14 protein-coding genes are annotated in these 21,406 nt (G+C 34.1%); 1 reads left to right on the top strand and 13 read right to left on the bottom strand.

From position 1 onward, the window contains the following. Positions 1–16: 16 nt before the first annotated feature. The 6 genes from JQC67_RS04905 to JQC67_RS04880 all read right to left on the bottom strand — a co-directional run bounded on the left by JQC67_RS04905 (position 17) and on the right by JQC67_RS04880 (position 6,905). A complete protein-coding gene (locus JQC67_RS04905; protein WP_238934481.1) occupies positions 17–1,252 on the bottom strand; it encodes an aminotransferase class V-fold PLP-dependent enzyme in 1,236 nt (411 codons plus the stop codon). 22 nt (positions 1,253–1,274) lie between these two features. Continuing rightward, the gene (locus tag JQC67_RS04900) at positions 1,275–1,751 is read right to left on the bottom strand and encodes a RidA family protein (protein WP_203251737.1); all 477 of its coding nucleotides are present in this window, start codon (positions 1,749–1,751) and stop codon (positions 1,275–1,277) included. Positions 1,752–1,811: 60 nt separating this feature from the next. Further along, the gene (locus JQC67_RS04895; protein WP_238934478.1) at positions 1,812–2,912 is read right to left on the bottom strand and encodes a bile acid:sodium symporter family protein; all 1,101 of its coding nucleotides are present in this window, start codon (positions 2,910–2,912) and stop codon (positions 1,812–1,814) included. A gap of 62 nt (positions 2,913–2,974) precedes the next feature. Then, on the bottom strand, positions 2,975–4,231 hold the full coding sequence (locus JQC67_RS04890) for an amidohydrolase/deacetylase family metallohydrolase (protein WP_238934476.1): 1,257 nt from the start codon (positions 4,229–4,231) through the stop codon (positions 2,975–2,977). An 11-nt stretch (positions 4,232–4,242) separates the two neighbouring features. Then, a complete protein-coding gene (locus JQC67_RS04885) occupies positions 4,243–5,997 on the bottom strand; it encodes a c-type cytochrome (protein ID WP_203251736.1) in 1,755 nt (584 codons plus the stop codon). Positions 5,998–6,155: 158 nt separating this feature from the next. Continuing rightward, positions 6,156–6,905: a carbohydrate-binding family 9-like protein gene (locus tag JQC67_RS04880; protein ID WP_203251735.1), complete on the bottom strand. Its 750-nt coding sequence runs from the start codon at positions 6,903–6,905 to the stop codon at positions 6,156–6,158. Between the two features lie 132 nt (positions 6,906–7,037). On the opposite strand from JQC67_RS04880, the gene JQC67_RS04875 reads away from it, so the two are divergent. Next, positions 7,038–7,262, top strand: coding sequence for a hypothetical protein (locus JQC67_RS04875; protein ID WP_203251734.1), 225 nt, complete (start codon positions 7,038–7,040; stop codon positions 7,260–7,262). Here the strand turns inward: JQC67_RS04875 and JQC67_RS04870 are convergent. From JQC67_RS04870 to JQC67_RS04840, 7 genes are all read right to left on the bottom strand, one after another. Next, positions 7,249–7,827 (bottom strand): RNA polymerase sigma factor, encoded by a 579-nt coding sequence (locus JQC67_RS04870; RefSeq protein ID WP_203251733.1) that lies wholly within the window; start codon positions 7,825–7,827, stop codon positions 7,249–7,251. The two genes, JQC67_RS04875 and JQC67_RS04870, sit on opposite strands and share 14 nt — an antisense overlap. A gap of 497 nt (positions 7,828–8,324) precedes the next feature. Further along, positions 8,325–10,853: a glycoside hydrolase family 95 protein gene (locus JQC67_RS04865; protein WP_203251732.1), complete on the bottom strand. Its 2,529-nt coding sequence runs from the start codon at positions 10,851–10,853 to the stop codon at positions 8,325–8,327. A 17-nt stretch (positions 10,854–10,870) separates the two neighbouring features. Further along, positions 10,871–11,632, bottom strand: a complete 762-nt coding sequence (locus JQC67_RS04860; RefSeq protein WP_203251731.1) for an SGNH/GDSL hydrolase family protein — start codon at positions 11,630–11,632, stop codon at positions 10,871–10,873. 43 nt (positions 11,633–11,675) lie between these two features. Then, positions 11,676–14,711 (bottom strand): PVC-type heme-binding CxxCH protein, encoded by a 3,036-nt coding sequence (locus JQC67_RS04855; RefSeq protein WP_203251730.1) that lies wholly within the window; start codon positions 14,709–14,711, stop codon positions 11,676–11,678. Positions 14,712–14,892: 181 nt separating this feature from the next. Further along, positions 14,893–16,422 (bottom strand): RagB/SusD family nutrient uptake outer membrane protein, encoded by a 1,530-nt coding sequence (locus JQC67_RS04850; RefSeq protein WP_203251729.1) that lies wholly within the window; start codon positions 16,420–16,422, stop codon positions 14,893–14,895. A 40-nt stretch (positions 16,423–16,462) separates the two neighbouring features. Next, on the bottom strand, positions 16,463–20,083 hold the full coding sequence (locus JQC67_RS04845; RefSeq protein WP_203251728.1) for a TonB-dependent receptor: 3,621 nt from the start codon (positions 20,081–20,083) through the stop codon (positions 16,463–16,465). A gap of 160 nt (positions 20,084–20,243) precedes the next feature. Beyond that, the gene (locus JQC67_RS04840) at positions 20,244–21,377 is read right to left on the bottom strand and encodes a FecR family protein (RefSeq protein WP_203251727.1); all 1,134 of its coding nucleotides are present in this window, start codon (positions 21,375–21,377) and stop codon (positions 20,244–20,246) included. Between the last annotated feature and the right edge of the window lie 29 nt (positions 21,378–21,406).

Below are 21,406 nucleotides of genomic sequence, written 5' to 3'. Positions count from 1 at the left end.
GATTATTTTAAAATTACTATGCGTTTTCAAGCACTTCTTTTACCCTACTTGCAACAATTCGTTCTTGACCGGGCTCCATCATCCAAGTAGTAATACCCACTTCTTCTTTGCCACCTACTGTTTCAATTGAAGGATGTCCGTTTCTCAACTCTTTTCGCATATCATCTTTTGAAATTTTGACAACACTTTCATCCCAACGAATTTTTAAACTTGGCACATGATTAGCATACGGTGGAACATGAATTTCAGTTTCTACCCCCTTAACGGATTTAGCACTATCACTAATTAGCTTGATTTGATTTTCCCAAAGCTCCCATTCTTTATCATGATCTTTACCTAAATACATTTCTAAAGCAACCAACATACCTAAGACTTCTTCTTTGTTAACTTTCATACCACGAGCAATAGTAGTACCTCTAGGTGGTGTATGTAATCGGGCAGCTTCAATATATTTTCTCTTACCCAATAATAGACCTGCACTTTGTGGCCCTCTAATTCCTTTTCCTCCTGAAAAAGCAACTAAATCAAAGCCCATTTTAGTATACTTAAATAGATTTTCAACAGGCGGAACATCTGCAGCACAATCTATGAAAGTCGGAATATTGTGTTTCTTGCCTAAGGCCACAAACTCTTCCCATTTAATATCACCCATCTCTGTATTTGCATTCAAATACCAGAGCATTGCTGTGTTTTTATTTATAGCTTTTTCTAAATCTTTAGTAGTTTTTACAGATACAATTTTAGCGCCTGTATTAATTAATGCATGCGTATAACCTATGGCATGTGCCTCTTGAACAATGACTTCGCTTTTTATACCAGTGGTATCTGGTAATTGCGCCACTTTCTTGGTATCCATACCGCACATAATACCTGCAAGACCTATTGTCATAGCTCCAAAACAGCCAGAAGAAACAGTGGCATATTCACATTCTAAAAGCTCAGCAATTCTCTCACCAACCTTGTCATGCAATTCATCTAAATTCACATATTCTGTTGCCCCGTAATTAATTGCATCGGTGACCTCTTTTTGCATCAAAGAGCCAGTCATTGAGGTATAGGTACCTGCGGCATTTATAAATGTTCGTATACCGAGTTCTTTGAAAAAATCACGTGCAAGCGGCCCACTGACCGGACATGCTAATTTAGATACTGCTGATTCACCTGTATTTGCGCTTAATAAACTAGGCCCCATTAAACCACCAACTAGTGGTAGCGCTGATAATGTTTTTAATGCTTTTCTTCTGCTGCTCATAATATCTGTCTTAACTATTATTTTAATCGATGGCTGCAATGCAATCCATCTCTACTAAAGATTTACCTGGTACTCCACCATAAGTTGCGACTGTTGTTCTTACTGGTGGATTTTTACCGAAACGACCTCTAAATACCTCATTCATGCCTTTATAATCAGCAAGATCAGCTAAGTATACATTCACTTTTAACACCTGCTCCATAGAAGAACCATTTCGCTCAAGTTCTTTTTGAAGTTCTTGAAGCACAATTTCAGTATGAGCTTTTATCTCATAGGGTTCTGTATGCGCTCCTTTACCAGCAATGTACAATGTGTTTCCATGCTTAACAGCACCTGAAAAAAGCGGAATATCTTGATCCGTAACAACTTTACCAACTACTTCTTTTTTGGCGTTTTGCTCTTTCTTAGCCATTGCACTCACAGTTCCTACACCGAAAATCGTTGCTAAACCCATTCCTATTTTCTTGAAGGATGCCCTTCTTGTTGTTTTTTGTTCCATATTCAAATCTTTGTTTGTGTTTGTGTTTGTGTTTCTATTTTACCAATTTATTTTAAGCACCTATTTTAAATTTTCAATTACTTCTTCTTTTTTCTCAGGGTCTTTATCTCGCCAATACAATGCTAATGATGAACCTGAAATATTCATCCATGGACCGAAGACAGCCGGAGCCAATCCTACCGTTGCTACTTTGCCCATTTCTAAGGCAATACCTGAAGCCAGACCGCCATTCTGCATACCTACTTCTAATGCAATTGTACGGCAATCTCTTTCATCCATTTTAAAGAGACGACATCCCCAATAACCCAGAAAATACCCAGCTGCATTATGTAAAATTGCAGCAACAATTAAGAACAACCCTATTGAAAGCAAACTATCTCTACCTGCTGCTGTAATTACCATAATTATTAGTGTAATACCTGCCATAGAGAGTATTGGCATAGCTTTATCAAGCCATGGCGTTTTACCATGAAAGAAGTGATTAAATAATAACCCACCTATTATTGGCAAAATGACCATTTTAATAATACTCCACATCATCCCCCAGAAATCTATTGGCACAAATTCTCCAGCAAAAAACTCCATTAATGTAGGTGTCATTAATGGGGCAAGTAAAGTTGCTACTGCTGTTAATGTAACCGATAGTGCAACATTTGCTTTAGCCAAATACGCCATTACATTTGATGCTAAGCCACTGGGTGAAGAACCTATTAATACTACACCGGCTGCAATTTCCGCTGAAAACCCAAATAAACTAGCAATTGAAAAACCTAAAATTGGCATTATTGTAAATTGACAAACAAGCCCTACCAAAACTCCTTTAGGCATTTTAATTACTCCTACAAAATCATTAAAACTCATGGCTGTACCCATACCAAACATGATTATTTGAAGAAGTGGTACAATCAATTTTTTCATTTGAAAGCTGCCAATTTGCACAAATGGTTCAGGATAAAACATAGAAAGTGAAACCGCTCCAAAAATTAATATGGCAAAAGAAAAGCCTTTAAATGTGTTATGACCTCTTGCAGCTAGAGAAAGAAATAAGAAGAACAATACTAAAACCGGACCAGTTGATTCGCCTAAGCCAATTACCAACATGACTATTAAAATGATTATAGCCAGTGCTGACCCCACTAAAAATATTCTACTATTCTTCATTTTTCCTTTTAAAAGTTATTCTCACATTACTTTTATAAATATATCACATTCAACATTTGTAATTATTTATCCCATGGTGTTGCAGCAAGACCATTTAGATCGTAAACCACTTTACCATCTCTAATTGTCAACTCACATTCTAATTTTTTATCACCTTTCATTCTCTTTCCTTTTGTATCAATAAAACCGAAATCTCCGGTACGTTGATTTAAAATAGCAACATCAGCAACGGCTCCTTTTGAAAGATGACCTAGGTCTTCACGCTTAATTGCTTTTGCCGAATTCCAAGTAGTTGCTGCGATAACATCTGCCACAGGCATATTCATATTCAAAAACTTCGACATAATATTTACAATATCTTTCATACCGCCGTTCATACTACCCGTATGCAAATCAGTACTAATTGTATTCGGAACAAAACCCTTTTTCATCGCTGGAATTGCCTGCTCAAAAAGAAAGCTACCACCACCATGACCAACATCGAAAATGATGCCTCTTTTTTGCGCAGCCCAAGCAAAATCTTCAACTTCACCTGCATCATTTACAATTGGGATACGACCTGCAACGTGAGCATATACATGTGTAAAAATATCTCCTGGACGAAGCTTTTCCATAAATAAAGTTTCAAGAGAAAGTTCAGGCTGACTCCCCCCAAAATCAATCATCACTGGGATATCTGCCAATCTTCCAGCCTCTGCTGCACGTTCTGTCGGTGTCCAATCAAAACCTGAATAATGGGCTAATTTCACACCTACAATATGCTCAGGAAACTGTTTGGCTACCATGGCTGTTAATTTAGGATCCATATCTACAATATTTTGCTCTACAGCACCACCTTTCATTCCTGAACCAATAATGTTTAAAAAAGATAAAACTCGTGTTTTAGATTGATCAATTACATTTTCTTTAAACAACCTAAAATTCCTCCAACCCGCACCACCGACATCTACTAAAGTTGTAACACCATTTCTAAATGAAAAACCATCTGGAGGCAATGCTGTAAAGCTATTACTCAAGTAGGCATCATGTTCGGTGCCATGAAAATTGTGACTATGTATATCAATTAGACCTGGCGCAACTACAAGCCCTTTAGCGTCAATAATTTTAACAGCTTTTGAAGCCGAAATTGACTTTGAAATTTCTGCAATTTTACCATCCTTTATCGCAAGGTCAGATACTTTATCAATTCCGTTCTTAGCATCAATTACATGTCCATTTTTTATAACTATATCATATTCTTGAGCATTAAAAACCAAGCTACTGAACATAAAAAGTAGTGTAATCAATTTTGAGTTTCGAAGCGTATTTTTCATCATCATAGTATTTAATATTAATTGGCAGGCACTTTAATGGGCTCTATTTTATCACCACTTTCTTCTAGTTTTTTTCTTGACTCGGCGACTTGTTCTTTAGTTATTTCTGAAGCATCATTACCAAAATTTGAACGGATATAAGTCAAAATCTCGGCAATTTCTTGGTCTTTTAAAAATGCATGCTGTGGCATCACTCCATTAAAAACTTCACCATTTACTTCAAGACTTCCATCCATCCCTCTTAATAATACTTGAATTAAACGGGCACTATCACCTGTTACCCAATCAGTATCTGTTAGCGGTGGAAATCTTCCGGAAGCACCTTTCCCATTTGCTTGATGGCAAGCACTACAATATTGATAATATAACTTTTGACCACCTGTACCAGTGTCTTTCATTAAATTATCTTCAATGATATCTGGCGAGCGAACATTCGATGCCTTTTTTCGTTCTTCCATGATTAAAAGTTGATCTTCTTTAAAATCTCCCTTTTTACCATTATAGGTTACTTTCCAAATTTTACCTTTTACAGAATCTGAAATATACAATTCACCATCGGGCCCAACTACGAGACCCATGGGTCTATGGGCTGCGTCTTTCGTATTTACAATGGGGTCAACCTCAGCAAAACCATCTGCAAACACTTCGTATTCATTACTAAGTTTACCATCTTTAAAAGGTACAAAACCCACAATATATCCGGACTGCGGATATGGTGCTCGATTAGTAGAACCATGAAAAGCTATAAACGCACCATTTTTATATCGTTCTGGAAATTGTTCCCCTTGATAAAACAGCAAATCATTTGGCGCCCAATGCCCTGGAAAACCAATTATCGGATCATCATAATCGGCACAACGACCTACTATTTCACCATCGCCACCATATTCTGGAGCTAACACTTTTTTACCCTTTACTTGATCAAAATAACAATAAGGCCATCCAAAATCTGAACCTTCGGTTACTTTCATAAATTCTTCAGATGGCAGCAAGGCACTTTCATGCGGAGTATATACATTAGGCCATAATCGTAATAAATCATCGCGACCATGCATTACAGCATATAATTCTTCATCAACTGGATTCCAGTTCATAGCAACAAGGCTTCTAATTCCTGTTGCATATTTATAGCCATCTTTTTGTGTTTGACCTAATTTGTTTGCGTCAAATCGCCATATACCTGCATGATCTTCTAATTGAGGGCAAGGATCCATACCCGGAGCCCCAGGCGTTCGTTTTGGTTCTTGACAGGCATTTGAAGGCGCACCAAACGGTACGTACATATACCCTTTATTATCAAAAGCTATTGGCTTACCTATATGTTCATGTTTTCCATGCTCATGATCATCAGTTAAGACTACCTCTACTTTGTCATCAGGCAACAAAGATCCAGGCCTTAATTTCTGACGATATACAACAAGGTCTGAACTATAATAAATATACCCGTTGTAAATGCGCATAGCTGTAGAATAACTCCATCTTGCTTTTTGTCCATTTCCAAAACGCTCAATTTGGTCAGCCCTACTATCACCGTCGGTATCTTTCAATGCTATTGCTACTCCTTTTTCTGTTGAATTTCGCAACTTAGCGTAAATGACTTTATCTTCAGTTACAGCCATATGCCGTACCGTTTCTTCAATACTATCAATTACAACAGCTGAACTAAAACCATTTGGCAATAACAGTTTACCATCTGTCGGTTCATTTTTACACGCAGAAAAAATCAAAAGTGATAATACGATAAAGTACCTTGATGTAAAAAGTAACTTCATTATTTGAGTAGTTTGGTGGGTACTGATTTAATCCTGTCAATATAGAATACTTTTGTAATAAAACCAAGCTACTTCCAATAAATGTGCTCGAACACACTTTTAGCAAATAAAAACTGGATTGCTCTAACCTATTAGAGGAGTACTACCAAATATTAACCCTATTCAAAAATAACAGCACCAAAGAATTCTGGACGATGAAAATCTGGGCGTTCAGTTTTAACAGGATTCCAACTTAAAAAATGAGGCTCCGCACTTTTGTCTCCACATTTATAAAAATTAGCATTAGTCGTTAGTCCTTTTAAAACAATATCATTATCATGTGTCAAACTAGAAGCAGGAATAACAATGGTCATCTCCCAAGTGTGGCTACCTGATTTTTCATCAAAGGCTTTTTTACCTAAAGTGGAACTAGTCAAAATTTCTTTATCAATAATTTCAGCATCTATAAAATCACGCTTACCACGCCCTGGGCCATATGCTAAATGTGTTACACCAATGCAATTAAACTCAAAATTATAGTAGTTGCCATCAACTTGTGGATCAAAGAAAAACTCAACACAACTATCTAAATGTACAGACCCGTTAGTTTCTGTAACCACAGCGCGAATACTTTTTTCTTTCACATAATATTTTAGCCAAATCTGATTATTGTTATGTGCAATTCTAAATTGCACCTCAGGCTGGTATTGAAAATCTTTCCAATTATTAGTGCTAATCGAATGAATCTCTGTGTTTGATTCTAATAGTTCAGATACTTTTGATAAATCGGCTTCACCTGAATATTGTATTTCTTTTACTTTTAGCACTTTTTTTTCATTCTTGATTGCTTGTCCACTTACAATTACAGGCAAACCGATTAATAATACGACTATTACTTTAAGACTATTTTTCATTAACTGTTTCATCATCCACCAATTTAGTGAATTTTGAGAAACCTAAAACAGATAAAAATGTTTTGTACATTTAAGGATACAGCAATTTCATAATTCGGACTTATCATAATACTTCAGTTTAAAACAAAATGAAGTTCTTATTTAAAAATGGAAACTATTAAAAAATTAGCAATACTTTTCTGTTGCGTTCTTCTGTCTAATTGCGGAATAGACAAACCAGAAGAAGTACAATTGGCTTATGATATACTACCCGAAAAAATTGATTTCAATTTTCATGTTCGCCCTATTCTTTCAGATCGTTGTTTTAATTGTCATAGCCCTTATGAAAATAAATATTTATTTATGCGCCTTTTGTTCTCTAATAGGACTTAAACAACATAAAAAATATCATTCGGTCTTCTTTAAAAGCCTCTCGAATTTTAATAAATGCTATTCGCATTTGTGACTCCACAGTTTTAATTGAAATGCCTAGCAACTGCGATATATCTTTATATTTAATACCTTGGACTTTGTTCATTTCAATGATTCTCTTACATTTTGGAGGTAATTTTTCAATAACCTCTTTCATTTTATTAATTCGAATTTCTAAAGCTTCCGAATCTTCTTTAATTCTATCGCGAAGAGCATTCTCCCGTATCTGATTTAATAATCTTTCTTGTTTTTTTTTATTTTTAACTGAATCCAAATAATTATTATAAGCAATTACATACAAATAAGATATGGGTGATTTATCAATTTCCAACTTGGTCCTATTTTCCCATAAAGTGATAAATGATTTTTGAACAATATCCTCAGACTGAGTCTTATCACCTGAATATACCATAATATAAGCTACTAATCGGTGGTAATATTTATCAAAAAAATACTTAAAGGCACTCCTATTTCCTTCTTTCAAACTAATAACCGCAAGTATGTCGTCAGCAAAAATTAATTTCATGGGTATTTGTTTGGCAATTAACTATAATGCCAACTTCTAAAATAGATTTTTTTTAAAGAGTTTAATTTACTTTTTCAAATTAACTTATACATAGTCGCTAAACATTTACAAGTTTCTTTCATGAAATTTAAAAACAAAATTTAATTTAATAATTATTTATTGAATTTACACAAAACCAAATTGAGTTGTTTTGCTTAAGTATAAGATTAATAACCTTATAATTTTATATATGAACAATTTAAAAAAAAGAATTATTATAATAACCAGAGAAAATTCTGAAAGAAACAATTAATAATTTAGCATGCTATAGAAAGACCGACAAATGAATTATGGATGTTTTAAAACAATTAACAGTGGACTATTACTTATCTAATAAATAAGCTAATGTTCAATGTTTATTATCAAAGAAAAAACTTGCATTACAAAAAGATTCATTAACCTCTTTAAAAAATCTATTAAAGCTTAGGTAGACCAATATATATAACAGGTCCAATTAATCATTTATCAAAAATAACAGTTATATAATCCAAATCTTTATGATTAACCAATTTATCTTTTATTCGAATAGGAGGAATATCATTTCGATTTGGACAGGTAATGGTCACATGTTCAACTTCACTATTTTTCCATTTCAAATCTATTGTATAATTGCCTCTAGCTTTTAATCCTTTTATTTCACCTGTATGGAATTCATCGGCCAATGCAGGAAGGATATGTAACTCGCCTAAATGCGATTGCAACAACATTTCTGCTATACACCCAGGCAAAGAAGCAGAAGCGTCTAACTGAAAATGTAGATAGAGTCCGTCTTCCGTATAATAATTAGGTCTACCCATGTCATAATCTGCATGTTGAAAAGTAAGTCCATTTTCAAAACCCTGTTCAGTTAATAATTCTGTAAGAATCTTATTTGCCCTGTTTCCATCATAAAGCCGAACCCATGCCCACATTCGGTGAGCCCTTGCCCAATTACCCCCAGAAGCCAATTCTTGATTCAGATACCTTCCATCACCTCTCATATTCAATGATTTTTTGGCGGCTGAAGCCAATTCGGGTGTGTTGAATGGGCTTATTTGCGTTCCGGGAATTACCGCATATAAATGAGGAATATGCCGGTGATGACCATTAGGTGAATCTATGTCATCATACCACTCTTGTAATTGCCCGTATTTCCCTATTTGATGAGGCAAAAGCTTGGTGCTTTTCGCTTTTATCTTTTGCGCAAAAGCAGAATCACCCAAAATTATTGCTGCCTTTTCGGTCATAGAAAAAAGCTCTCTTATCATTTGAACATCTTGCTGAACACCAGGCAGTGAATAAATATACTTATCGCTTATAGAATCGTGTTGTGAAGTATCTAAACCATTTTTAGTTTGCATTGCTCCGTGTTCAGCAGAAACTGTTGGAGCACTTATTAAATACCCTTTGAATTCTGTAAGATTTTCAAGCCAAAATTGTGATGCTTCTTTTAATATGGGATATCCCCTATTTTTTAAATATTCCTTATCCTGAGTAAAACTATAATGGTCCCAAATATGTTGAGAATGCCAAGCGGAACCCATCGGATATAGACCCCAAGGAAGACTTCCCGTTGGTGCTGCGTGACCCCATATATTCGCAGTGGTATGGCTTATCCAACCCGAGGTACCATAAATTTTCTGAGCCACCTCTTTACCAGGTTTTACTAAATCTTCAATCCAATCGACGTATGGTTCTTGACATTCAATTAAATTTGTTGGACCTGTGGACCAATATATTTCTTGAAGATTGATATTGGCTTGATAATTACCTGCCCAAGGAGCAATATAAAAGGCATTCCAAACTCCTTGAAGATTTGCAGGAAGCGTATTTGGTCTCGACGAGCTTATTATTAAATATCTACCCAAATTAAACATTAACGTTTTATAACCAAGATCTTTTTCACCGTTTCGTAAACGTGTGAAACGTTCATTAGTAGGTAATGTATCTAACGCTTTATCAGTCTCTAATTTTAGTTCAACCCTGTCGTAAAGATTTTTGTAATCTCTTATGTGGTCTTCCTTAATTTTTGGATAGCCTTTTGCAAATGCCTTATTAATAACATTTTTAGTAATCCCTAAAGGATCTTCACCTTTATAATGTGGATATTCCATTTTATAATTAGTGGCCATAGTAACATATACATAGGCAGAATCCGCATTTTTAAGTGTCAATCGATGAGCATCTTGTCCTAATTCACCACCATAATTAATAATTTTCATACGCACTTCGAAAGGGCGATTATTACCGTTTATATAGCCCCGTAAACTGTATTCATTTTCATTGATTTTAATCGATGAAGAATCTTGAAGAATTTTCATGCCTAGAGCAAACGAAACATTTTTAGGTTTACTTGCTGAATACTTCATTGCTAAAACTCGATCAGGGTAGGAGCAGAAATATTCCCTTTGAAAATCAACTTCTCCAATGGTATAATTTATTCCTCCAATAGATTGAGAAATATCTAAAGTTCTTTTATAATTTTTTACAGAGTCTTTTTTATGATTCATTTGAATAATCAAATCACCAATAGATGTGAAGTGACCAAATAGTTCAGAAGAACCAAAGAAATGATTTTCAACCAGTTCATCTGCTAGTTTTCCATTATTGTTAACAACAGCATTACGGATTTTTGGGAGAAACTTTTTTGCATCTGGATTTATTCCAGCTTTTTCCCAGCGACCATTTGCTGGCTCACCTGTCCACATAGAAGCATCTGTTAATGAAAATTTTTCAGTGTTAACACCACCAAAAAAAGACGCTCCGAAATATCCATTTCCTAAGTGTAAGGATTGACTATTCCAATATTCAGCAGGATAAGAATACCACAATTTCTCATTACTGCCTGTTGTTTCAAATTTGGCTTGTTTTTTTGAGCAAGACACAATTAAAAAAACAATTACCATTATCGAATAAACACAAGGTACTTTCCATTTGGTAAAAACAATTTTTTTAGCTTTAAATACTCCGAGTAAACTTCCTATGGACTTTATTAAATGTTGTATCATATTTTTTTGTGCAATTTTTACTTGTATAAAGTATTAAAAGCCTGAAGCCAAGCTTTTGATATGAGATAATTACCAGCTAACGACGGATGGATTCCATCCCACGTCCAATAACTTGCAGGAGCTTGCTTGATAGCCTTATCAAATATTGATTGATAGGGTATCCAAATAGCATCAAATTCTTTTGCTATTTTATAAGCAGCTTTTTGATACTTTGGAAAATTAACTTTCCATTCTAATTTCTCATTTTTAATTTCATCCAAAATGCAAAATGGCTCCCCAATAATCACCTCCACATTTGGAAGTTTATTCTTAGTAACTTTAACTAATCTTCTATAATCCGATTCATATGTAATCTCGGAGCCTTTATGACCATTAGTAAGTTTATGCCAAAAATCATTAACCCCTATAAGAATACTCACCACATCTGGTTTTAAAGCAATAGTATCTTCACTCCATCTTTCCAATAATTGAAATACTTTATCGCCACTTACCCCACGATTGTAATATTTTAAATTTGTTGAGGCAAATTCTCCTGCAAGCGAAGCTGCTGATAAAAAGACATAACCCATGCCTATATTTTCAAAATCATTTGGACCTTTACTTTTTTTATTCCGACCACCATCGGTAATTGAGTCTCCCTGAAAAACAACATTTATACCGTATGGCATATTATTTTTAACTATTTTGGAAGAAGTACAATTGTGTAAATTTGGCACAGCAAGTATATTAGCAGACACTAATGATGCTTTCTTAATAAAATCTCTTCTTTTAAAATTCATTTTCCCACATAATTAAATGTTACAAATTTTTAACGGCTTCAATTTATGGTTTAATTAAACTTGACAAATATTCTACCAAATCAATTAATTCACTTTCTTTCATTGCTGTGGCAAGATTGGGCATAAACGAATTTTCAAGTATTTTTTTAGAAATAATTTGAGTTTTGAGCACTTCATTTAAACTACCACCAATCTGTTTTATGGTAATCGTTTCTTTTGTTTCACTTTCTAATAAACCTACCATGATTGTACCATCCTTTAATTTTAATTCTACACCCTGATAATCATAATTTACAGCTTGGTTAGGGTAAAGAATTGCATTATACAACCCTTCCTTGGCTAACTTACTGCCAATCGTTGACAATTTTGGCCCAAAGTCTGTGCCCGAATCATTAAGCATATGACATGTAGCACATAGTTTATTAAAAACCTCCTTCCCTTTGCTTATATTCCCAATAGATGCTAACAAATCTCTTATCGGAGCAATGGGTTCTCCTTGTAAATTTTTAGGTTGCTTTATATAAAAAGAGGCCTCGTTTTGAATCTCTGTTCTATACGCATTAAAAAGTATGCTTGCAGCTGCCTGATTAAACTTCTTATCCCAGTTATTAGATTTTACTAAGTTTAATAATTCACTTTCGCCACCCCAACTATACCCCATAAAATGAATTGCTTTATTTCTAATAATATCGGAATAATCTGCATCCATAATAATTGACACCAATACCTTCAAAGATGATTTTGTCCCACCGTGTTTTCCAATATTCTCAAGAATACTCAATGAGCTGGAATCACCTTTCTTTATAAGTTCCAAAACTAAATTTTGTGCCTGAAAACGCGAATCAATAAGCAATTTCGAAGCTTTTAAACCTGCTTCTGAATTGGGATATTCTTGTAATAATGTCAACAAACGCTGTCTTTCGTCAATCAATCCAAACTTATCAACTAAGTTTACATATTCTAATGTTCCAGATATTGAACTCAAAGTTTTTCTTAATATATTTTTGAAATCACCATTCATTGGAATATCATCTGTATTAAGAATTTGAAGTGTCTGCCTCTGAATAAAGGCAGCATTGTCGCCTTCAACTTTTAATAGCTCGATTAAATATTTTTGCTTTGAAGGAAATTTTAAAAAATTAAATGCTCTAAAAAAACGGTATTTATTTTCATTCGGAATACTGTCAGATTTGATAATATCTACTAATAGCGGTAATGATTTTTCATCCCTTGACCTCCAAACTACATCATTAAAAGCAGCTTTGCTTATTTGTTTTTCTTTATTAATTAGTCTTAAATATTCAGACAAACAATTTTTCCAATTATTTGCCGCCCCTACTCCTAAAGCCTCTAAATACCAGCGATCCGTTCCGTTGTGCTTAAGTGCAAGCTTTGCCCATAATTCTGCAGCTTTACTATTATCTATGCCATGCAATCCTATTGCCAATTCTCTACATACTGCAATGCTCATATCGTTTGTAAGACCAGATGCAAAATTTAAAAAATTGACATTTGCTTGCTTAGCGGCCCTAATAGCAGTTATTCGGATATTTACATTTTTGTCTTTTGAAGCTAATCTTAAATAATGTTCTTCTTTACCTTTAATCTTTGACAACAACCATAAAGATCTTGCCCTTAGAATTTGATTTTTAGAATTGTACAAATCTAACAAAGCGGATTCCGCTGCCGCTCCCATAGAATGAAGCTTATTCCAACCTAAGTATCGAGTAGAAATATTTGGACTTTCTAGAGCCTGAATTGCTCCATCTATTGAGTTTATATCGATATTTATTACTGGATAATTTAAACTATGATTGGTAGCAGAAACTCTAAAAATTCTTCCTTTTGAAAAATCTGCAGCAGCCGCTCCACCAACTCCAGGATCATACCAATCTGCAACAAAAACTGAACCATCTGGGGCAGTGGCAACATCAACAGGTCTAAACCATTGATCGGCAATACTCTTTACTAGTTCCTTTGCATCTGCAGTAAAACCTGCACCATTTTTTTTGGGACTATATACTCTAACAACATTGGGGCCGGCATCTGCATGAAAAATTTTACCTTGAAAATTATTTGGTAATTGTACTCCTTCATACACCATTATACCTGCTGGGGAACCAGCACCTGTTACCAATAAATTTGGCACTACACCAGGATCATTTTGATGCCAATGACGGTCCTCAATTTTTTCTTCCATATTGGTTCTATAAATAGCCCAACTTTCTCTAGTCATTTCGTCTAAATATCCATAATTCCCTTGTTCTATAATATAATTTAATCTACAGGACTGATTGCCATCATCATCGTTATCCGATTGCCATATATTACCATAAGAATCTACTGCAACTTCATAATTATTTCTAAAATTATGTCCCAAAACTTCAAAATCACTACCATCTACGTTACATCTAAATATCATTCCACCAATATACTTATCACCATCAGGAATTACAGGATTTCCTAATTTGTCGTAAACTTGCTTGCCATATTTATCTTTTACTGGACCTCCATAATTTCCCATATTCCAATAGAGTTTACCATCGGGGCCAAATGTAATAGCATGAGCCGAATGATCACCGGGGTTACCTAACCCCGTAAACAATTTTTCTATTTTATCGTATTTATCATCCTCATTGTCATCTGTAAAAACTAGAATATCAGGACTCCTAGTGACATACACTCTGTTTCCTAAAACAGCAATACCAATAGCACTATGAATATCTTCTCCTTCATAATATACTGTACTTGAATCCGATTTACCATCAAAATCTGTGTCTTCTAAAATTGTAATTCTGCCCTTTGGAGGAGCTCCATTTACTACTTTCTTTGAATAATTTGGCGATTCTAAAACCCATATTCGTCCCTTATGATCAATATCTATATTAGTAGGATTTATAATAGAAGGCTCTGATGCAAATAGTGTAGATGAGACGCCATTTGGAGTAACAAATGACATTGATGCATTTATAGGATTTCTCCTTTCCTCAATTGACATTTCTACATATCTCTTTTTAATTGACTCCTCAGTTTCGGTACTTCGATTTTTATTTGTGTCGCAAGAACAAAAAATTGTCATTACAATAAATACAACAACTAGGAATATATTTCTAAACATGAAATTACAAGTATCTAAATGTTTAAAGAAGTAAATAAATATGATAGTTGTTAATATGAAAAGATTATTTCATTAGGTTAAGAGGAAAGTATTTTAAAGAACTTCCCTCTTTTGAACTAACTAATTACTCAACTTATCAACTTTAATAACCTGGATTATTTTCAGTAATCTCTAAATTTCTTTCAACTTCTGCCTGTGGTAATGGAAATAACAAATGTTTATTAACATCAAATTGAACTGGTGAAGCCAATTCTGTACTAAAATAATTTTCACTACCGTCCCATCCGGTAAGATCAACATCCGCTGATACATGCCAACGTTTTAAATCCCACCATCGTTGACCTTCTCCTGCTAACTCAACAAATCTTTCATCCATAATCCATTGCATAATTTGAGATGAATTAGTTTCCGAAATATCGTGGTCTGAAAGCATTGAGACATCTAAACTTTCGGATTGAGCCCATAATCTTGCTCTGGTTCTTATTTTATTTACATGATTTATAGCTTCAACAGTATTACTGGTTTTAAGATACGATTCGGCCACTAATAATTCTATATCCGCCATTCTAAGTACTCTCTCATTATTTAATGACCCTGTAAAAGGGTCGGTACTTTGATCTAATTCTTGCAATGTGTATTTCTGAAAAATTCGACCTTCAAATCCGTCATCCGCCTTTAGAAAATAACTAATTCTTGGATCCGTACCGAACAAGTTAAAAAGCTTATTTGTGATTACAAAACGCGTAAATGCCAACGACGCAAAACCACCATCTGGCCTACTCATTCCTCGAAATACAGATAAGTTGTCTGCACCCCTCCAAGGACCGTCATTATATAGAAAAATATTATCTTGATTACCATTGGTGCTTGCTTGAAACTCAAATAAAGATTCTGCATTATTTTCAGTAGCCGAATCAAAATTATCCAAAAACCGCTCTTGTAAACCTACTGAAATTGAATTGTACACCGAAATAGCTTCATTAAAATCATTGGCATCTCCAGTATAATTAGCCCTAAAAACTAAAGCTTTAATTAGCATTCCACGTGCAGAATTTTTAGTAATTCTGCCAGCATAATTTGATGGCCAAGCATCTGGCAAAATACCAATTGCTAGTCTCATATCATCAACTACCTGTGTTAGCACTTCTATTTTATCACTTTTTGGTATATTGGTTTTTTCTATTCCAAGTCTTGTGGTTATAATTGGAGTATCTCCAAACATATTAAATAGATTAAAATATGCATAGCCTCGTAAAAAAAGGGCCTCACCCTCCATAAATGATATTTCTTCTGCACCTTCATAAGCTGAATAATCTACAGTATGTACTTTTTCAATAAGGACATTCGCTTTCTGAATTATTTCATAAGTATTGTCATATACCCATTCAATTCTACCATTAGTTGGATTTAAACCACCATCAAATAATTCTTCTGGAGTACGAACGCCTTGTGTTTCCGATAAATCATCACCCGGTAAAAGCCATAAACTGGAAACCCAATTTCCAAAACCAGGTACATTAAAGAAATAGTAATCATGCAGCTTAGCATAAACACCTGTTAAAACTGTTCTAAATTCAGTTACATTAGAAAAATAAATTGCTTCGGTTGCTCCTAAGGGTTCTGTATCCACTCTTTCTGGATCACAACAAATTGCCAATGATAATGTTATCATTAAAACAAAAATTTTATATAATTTTTTCATCTTTTCTTAATTATAGTGAAACTTTTAAACCAAGCATGTAAGTTCTCGGTAAAGGAAAATCATCATTTACAGGATCCAGTCCCGACCATTTATTAATGTAGATATTATTTTGACCTCCAATGTATATTCTTAATGACTGAATTGCATTATCTAATCGGTCTATTAAACTATTTGGAAATGAATAGCCAAGTTGCCAATTATTTAATCTAAAAAATGCGGCACTTTCAACAAAACGATCTGAATATCTATTATTACCTGCTGGATCACCAACAATAGCTCTAGGAATATTGGTTTGCATATTAGAAGGTGTCCATCTATTTAACACGGATGTACTAAAATTACTTGGACCAGCTAAACTTTCTAATGCAGCTCTAGCAGCATTATAACGTTGTACATCACCCTCTCCATAAAATCCCAAGTTAAGATCAATACCTTTATAACTAGTATTTAAATTAATACCATAGGTGTAACCTGGAATTGTATTTCCAATATCCGTTTGATCAAAAGAATTAACTTGTCCATCTGGAGTAGATGAATAAAATGGCTCATCCTCAGTTGGGTCTCCTTGAACATCTTGAAAATACATATCTCCAGGTGCGACAAAATCTACATTGGAAACTATATTATCAGGAGTACTTGAATATGTGTCGGTAACTTGTTGTGGTGTTTGAAAAATACCACCTACTTTATATCCCCATATCGTACCTAATGGCCTTCCTTCTTCTACCCGATAAACCCTGCCGAATTGATTAGATGCAAACAAAGGTTGATTATTGTATAATTCAATTACCTCGTTTTCAAGGAAACTCAAATTAGAGTTTAAACTGATTTTCAAATCACCAAAATTACCCGTATATCCAAGTGATAAATCAATTCCTCTATTTTCTAAAACACCAATATTTCTTAAGGGATCGTCAGTACCTACACTTAAGGGTAATTGCACAAATTGTTGAATTCCATTTTGTCTTCTTCTATATACTTCCACAGCCGCATTTATTGAATAATCAAAAAGTGATGCGTCAAGACCAACATATGTGGTTTCTGCTACTTCCCATACCAATTGTGGGTTTGGCAATGCTGTAAGGGTGCTTGCAATAGTGTAATTGCCAATTGCATTCCCATTGCCAGATCCATAGCTATAAGAACCCAAATCAGAAACAGTAGATAAATATGCAAAATTACCCGCTGCTACTTCATCATTTCCTGCTTCACCATATCCACCTCTTAATTTTAAATCATTTATAAAACCAACATTTTTCATAAAAGGCTCACTGCTTATTCGCCAGGCACCTGCGACGGAATAAAAATTACCCCAACGGTAATCTTTTGCAAGCCCAGCACTTGCATCTCTTCTATAGGATGCATCTATATAATATTTACTATTAAAATTATAGCTTGCCCGACCAACATATCCAAACCAAAAACGCTGACCATAACCAAGAATTGAAGAGTTATTTGCCAAATCATTTGAAAAACCAACTTTTTTAAGGTTACTTAGGTTAGTTATGTTACTACCAGTCATATCCCTAAATTGTGTAGTTTGATATTGATCTTGCAATGCTACGGTTAGATTTAGATTATGATTCCCAAAGCTTTTATCATAGGTAGCTGTAAAATCATATTGGTAGTTATATATATTATTAACTCTAGTATTATGGCTTCCTAAACTATTTGGAGCAGCAGGTGAAGAAATAGCCGGATCTTGTCCATCAATTTTAAATATATTAGATCTATAAGTATCTGTTGTAATTCTATCTTGACTCACGAAATCCAAATTAACACTGGCTCTAAGCAACATCCCCTTAAAAGGTGTAACTTCAGCATAAATCTGCCCTAAATGTCGCATGTTTTGAAATAATCTTCTATTTAAATCCATAATAGCCAAAGGGTTTCCTTGTGAACCTTGACCATATCTCTTAACGGGTTGCCAGTTACCAGCAGTTGGATCTAGGACGGACTGAAAACCATATTGATTATTTAAATCATATAGTGGCTGCCAAGGGGTTACACTGGCAAGCTGCGTTAAGTTTGCATAATCTTCTAAACTCTGCTCTTGATAAGCAAACTTATAATTAACCCCAGTTTTAAGCCATTTTGCGACCTGTGAATTTACATTTATTGATGCTCTATAAGTCTTAAGCTCATTGCCCACTAAATTACTTTCTTGTTCATCATACCCAAGGCCTATATAAAAATCAGATTTTTCGCCTCCGCCAGAAAACCTTACATCATGTGACAATGTAAGTGCACTTTGTTTAACTAGTTCTTTTTGCCAATTATATGTTGCATTCGACCCAATGTAAAATTGACTTTCCGGATCATGTTGCGGTGAAAAATTAATTCTTCTAACATCATCGTCTGGGGCATTTCTACCATACAATTCATCTTCAATTGATATATCTGGATTACTATTATTTCTATATATTTCACTTACAACCTCTTTAAACTGTTGTGTGTTTAATACATCCCATGTATTTATACTTTGGAAACCAACTCTTGAATTATATTCAATAGTTGGCTTGCCTCGACCGGATTTAGTTGTAATTAAAATAACACCATTTGCACCTCGGCTCCCATAGATGGCTGCAGAAGAAGCGTCTTTAAGAACCGTTATAGACTGAATATCGTCTGGATTAATAAGGGTAAATAAATTGGGAGGTGGGGTTGCGCCATCCCTACTAATAACGTCAAGGTTACCAGCAGATGGTGGAGTAATAATCTGACCATCTATTACATACAAAGGTTGCGCATTGCCTTGCCAACTTCCAATACCTCTAATATAAATTTCTGGTGGTGCGTTTGGATCACCACTACTATTTATTACACGTACTCCAGAGGTATTACCTTGAAGTGCAAATTGAGGAGATGCAAAAGTTGAATTCTCAAGTTGTTCCGAATTTACAACTCCAACAGACCCTGTTAAATCTTTTTTTCTTTTTTCACCAAATCCAACAACAATAACCTCATCTAAATTAGAAGCAGATTCAACTAAAATCACATTTATATTTGATTCGTTTTTAACATCTATTTCTACAGTAGTATAGCCTATATACGACACAACTAATATTGCATTCTCATCATTGATAGATATAGTAAAATTCCCGTCAAAGTCAGCAGTAACACCATTTATAGTTCCTTTCTCTACAATGTTTGCCCCGGGTAGAGGGGCATTATTCTCATCCAAAATTCTACCAGTAATTGTTTGAACTTGATTTTTGCGATCTATTGATGTCTCTTTGTTTGAATCTTGAAAGATTGGTTTTTTTTGATGTACTTTTTTAAGAGTTATATGTTTACCCCGGATATGATAAACAATATTTGTATTATAAAACAATCTCTTTAATACGTTCTGAATACGCTCTTCCTTAAACCTTAACGTTAATGCTCTTTCTAGATTTACATCTTTGGTTTTATAAATAAATTTAAATTCAGTTGAGGTCTCTATATTATCTATAATTTCAATTAAAGTGGCATCTTCAACTTCCAAATTAATTTTGGCGCGTTGAGAATAGCTATCATTGGCTTTCAAGCCAAAAACTGCAATTATCAAAAGCAGCGTTGTTAGTTTCATTTTTAAATCATATTTCAACAAAGGCCTGCCCAATCCCCGTTGGTTCCATAGTTTTTTCATATTTTTGATTGTTTAGTTGTGGTTAGCGAATACAAGCAAAATCACATCTTATTGCCGGAAAATGCGCCAACATTTTCCGGTTTTTTATTGAATGTAATTTGCTCAATTATCAATAATTTATTCTTCTCATATACTATGTTTTTTATTAGACATCATTACACTATTTAATTAACACTTTATTATTTTCTATTACATACGCTATGGCATGGGTATCATTAAAAAAACTTAGAACTTTTTCGATTTCTACATTATGAAAACTTGCATTGAAAATTTCTTTACCCAATTCGGCATTTGCATTTTCAATTTCAACATTGTAATGTCTTTCTAATCTTTCCGTTATCTCATCAAAAGTTAAATTTCTAAATATCAAATAGCCATCTATCCATGATGTATAGATTTCTGTATTTACCATCTCTACAGCTATGTTTTTGGCTTGCGAATAAGAACCTTTTTCCCCTGGCTTAAGATTTACAGATTTTCCACTGGACAGATTACCGTTGTTTAGGTTTACACTTCCCTCAACTAATACAACATCAATATTTGATTCATTATCGTAAGCAGATACATTAAATTCTGTACCCAGAACTTTAACATTTAAACTATCACATTTAACAATAAACGGTCTTGATGAGTTCTTAGCCACTTTAAAATACCCTTCGCCCGACAGTTGAACTAATCTATTTGGGAAAGAAGAAAAATCTACTGGATACCTTAAAGAACTACCTGAATTTAAATATACCTGGGTACCATCGGAAAGCTCTATTTCTAATTTCTTACCATAAGGGATATGAATTTTATTATACACCAAACTACTCTTCCCTGTTGTAGTCTTAGAATATTTTAATCGATTTTTGTTTTGCTCTACTATAAGCCTACCATTACTATCCTTAACTTTTGTAGATTTAGAAATATCTATTTTTTTAATACTACCGTTGTCCAATTCTAAAGTTATGGCATCGTTTTTCGGAACAATCTTATTTGATGATTTTTCAAAGAAAAGACCATTTCGTAATATGTACCCAAAACCAATTATTAAAGCAATAGTTGCGGCATATTTTAACCAATTTGGAATTAATTTCTTTTTTGGTTTTTGTTGTAAATCAATTTCATTTAATACTTTAGAATAAGCCTTCTCCTCATCATTTTTCAATGTAGTAAGATTTAAATCATAATATATTCGGATATAGGATTCTAATTGACTTTGATTGTTAGGTTTATTCAACCAATTATGGAGTTCCAGAAGTTCTTTTTCCGAAATTGTACCTAATATAAGTTTGGTGATATTTTCTTTCATTAATTATTGTCCAATTTATAATGGTTTAC

It is taken from the genome of Aurantibacter crassamenti (assembly GCF_016811105.1).
Lineage (GTDB): Bacteria > Bacteroidota > Bacteroidia > Flavobacteriales > Flavobacteriaceae > Aurantibacter_A > Aurantibacter_A crassamenti.
The sequence above is the reverse complement of the archived record's forward strand: the minus strand, read 5'-3'. Positions and strand labels throughout refer to the sequence as shown.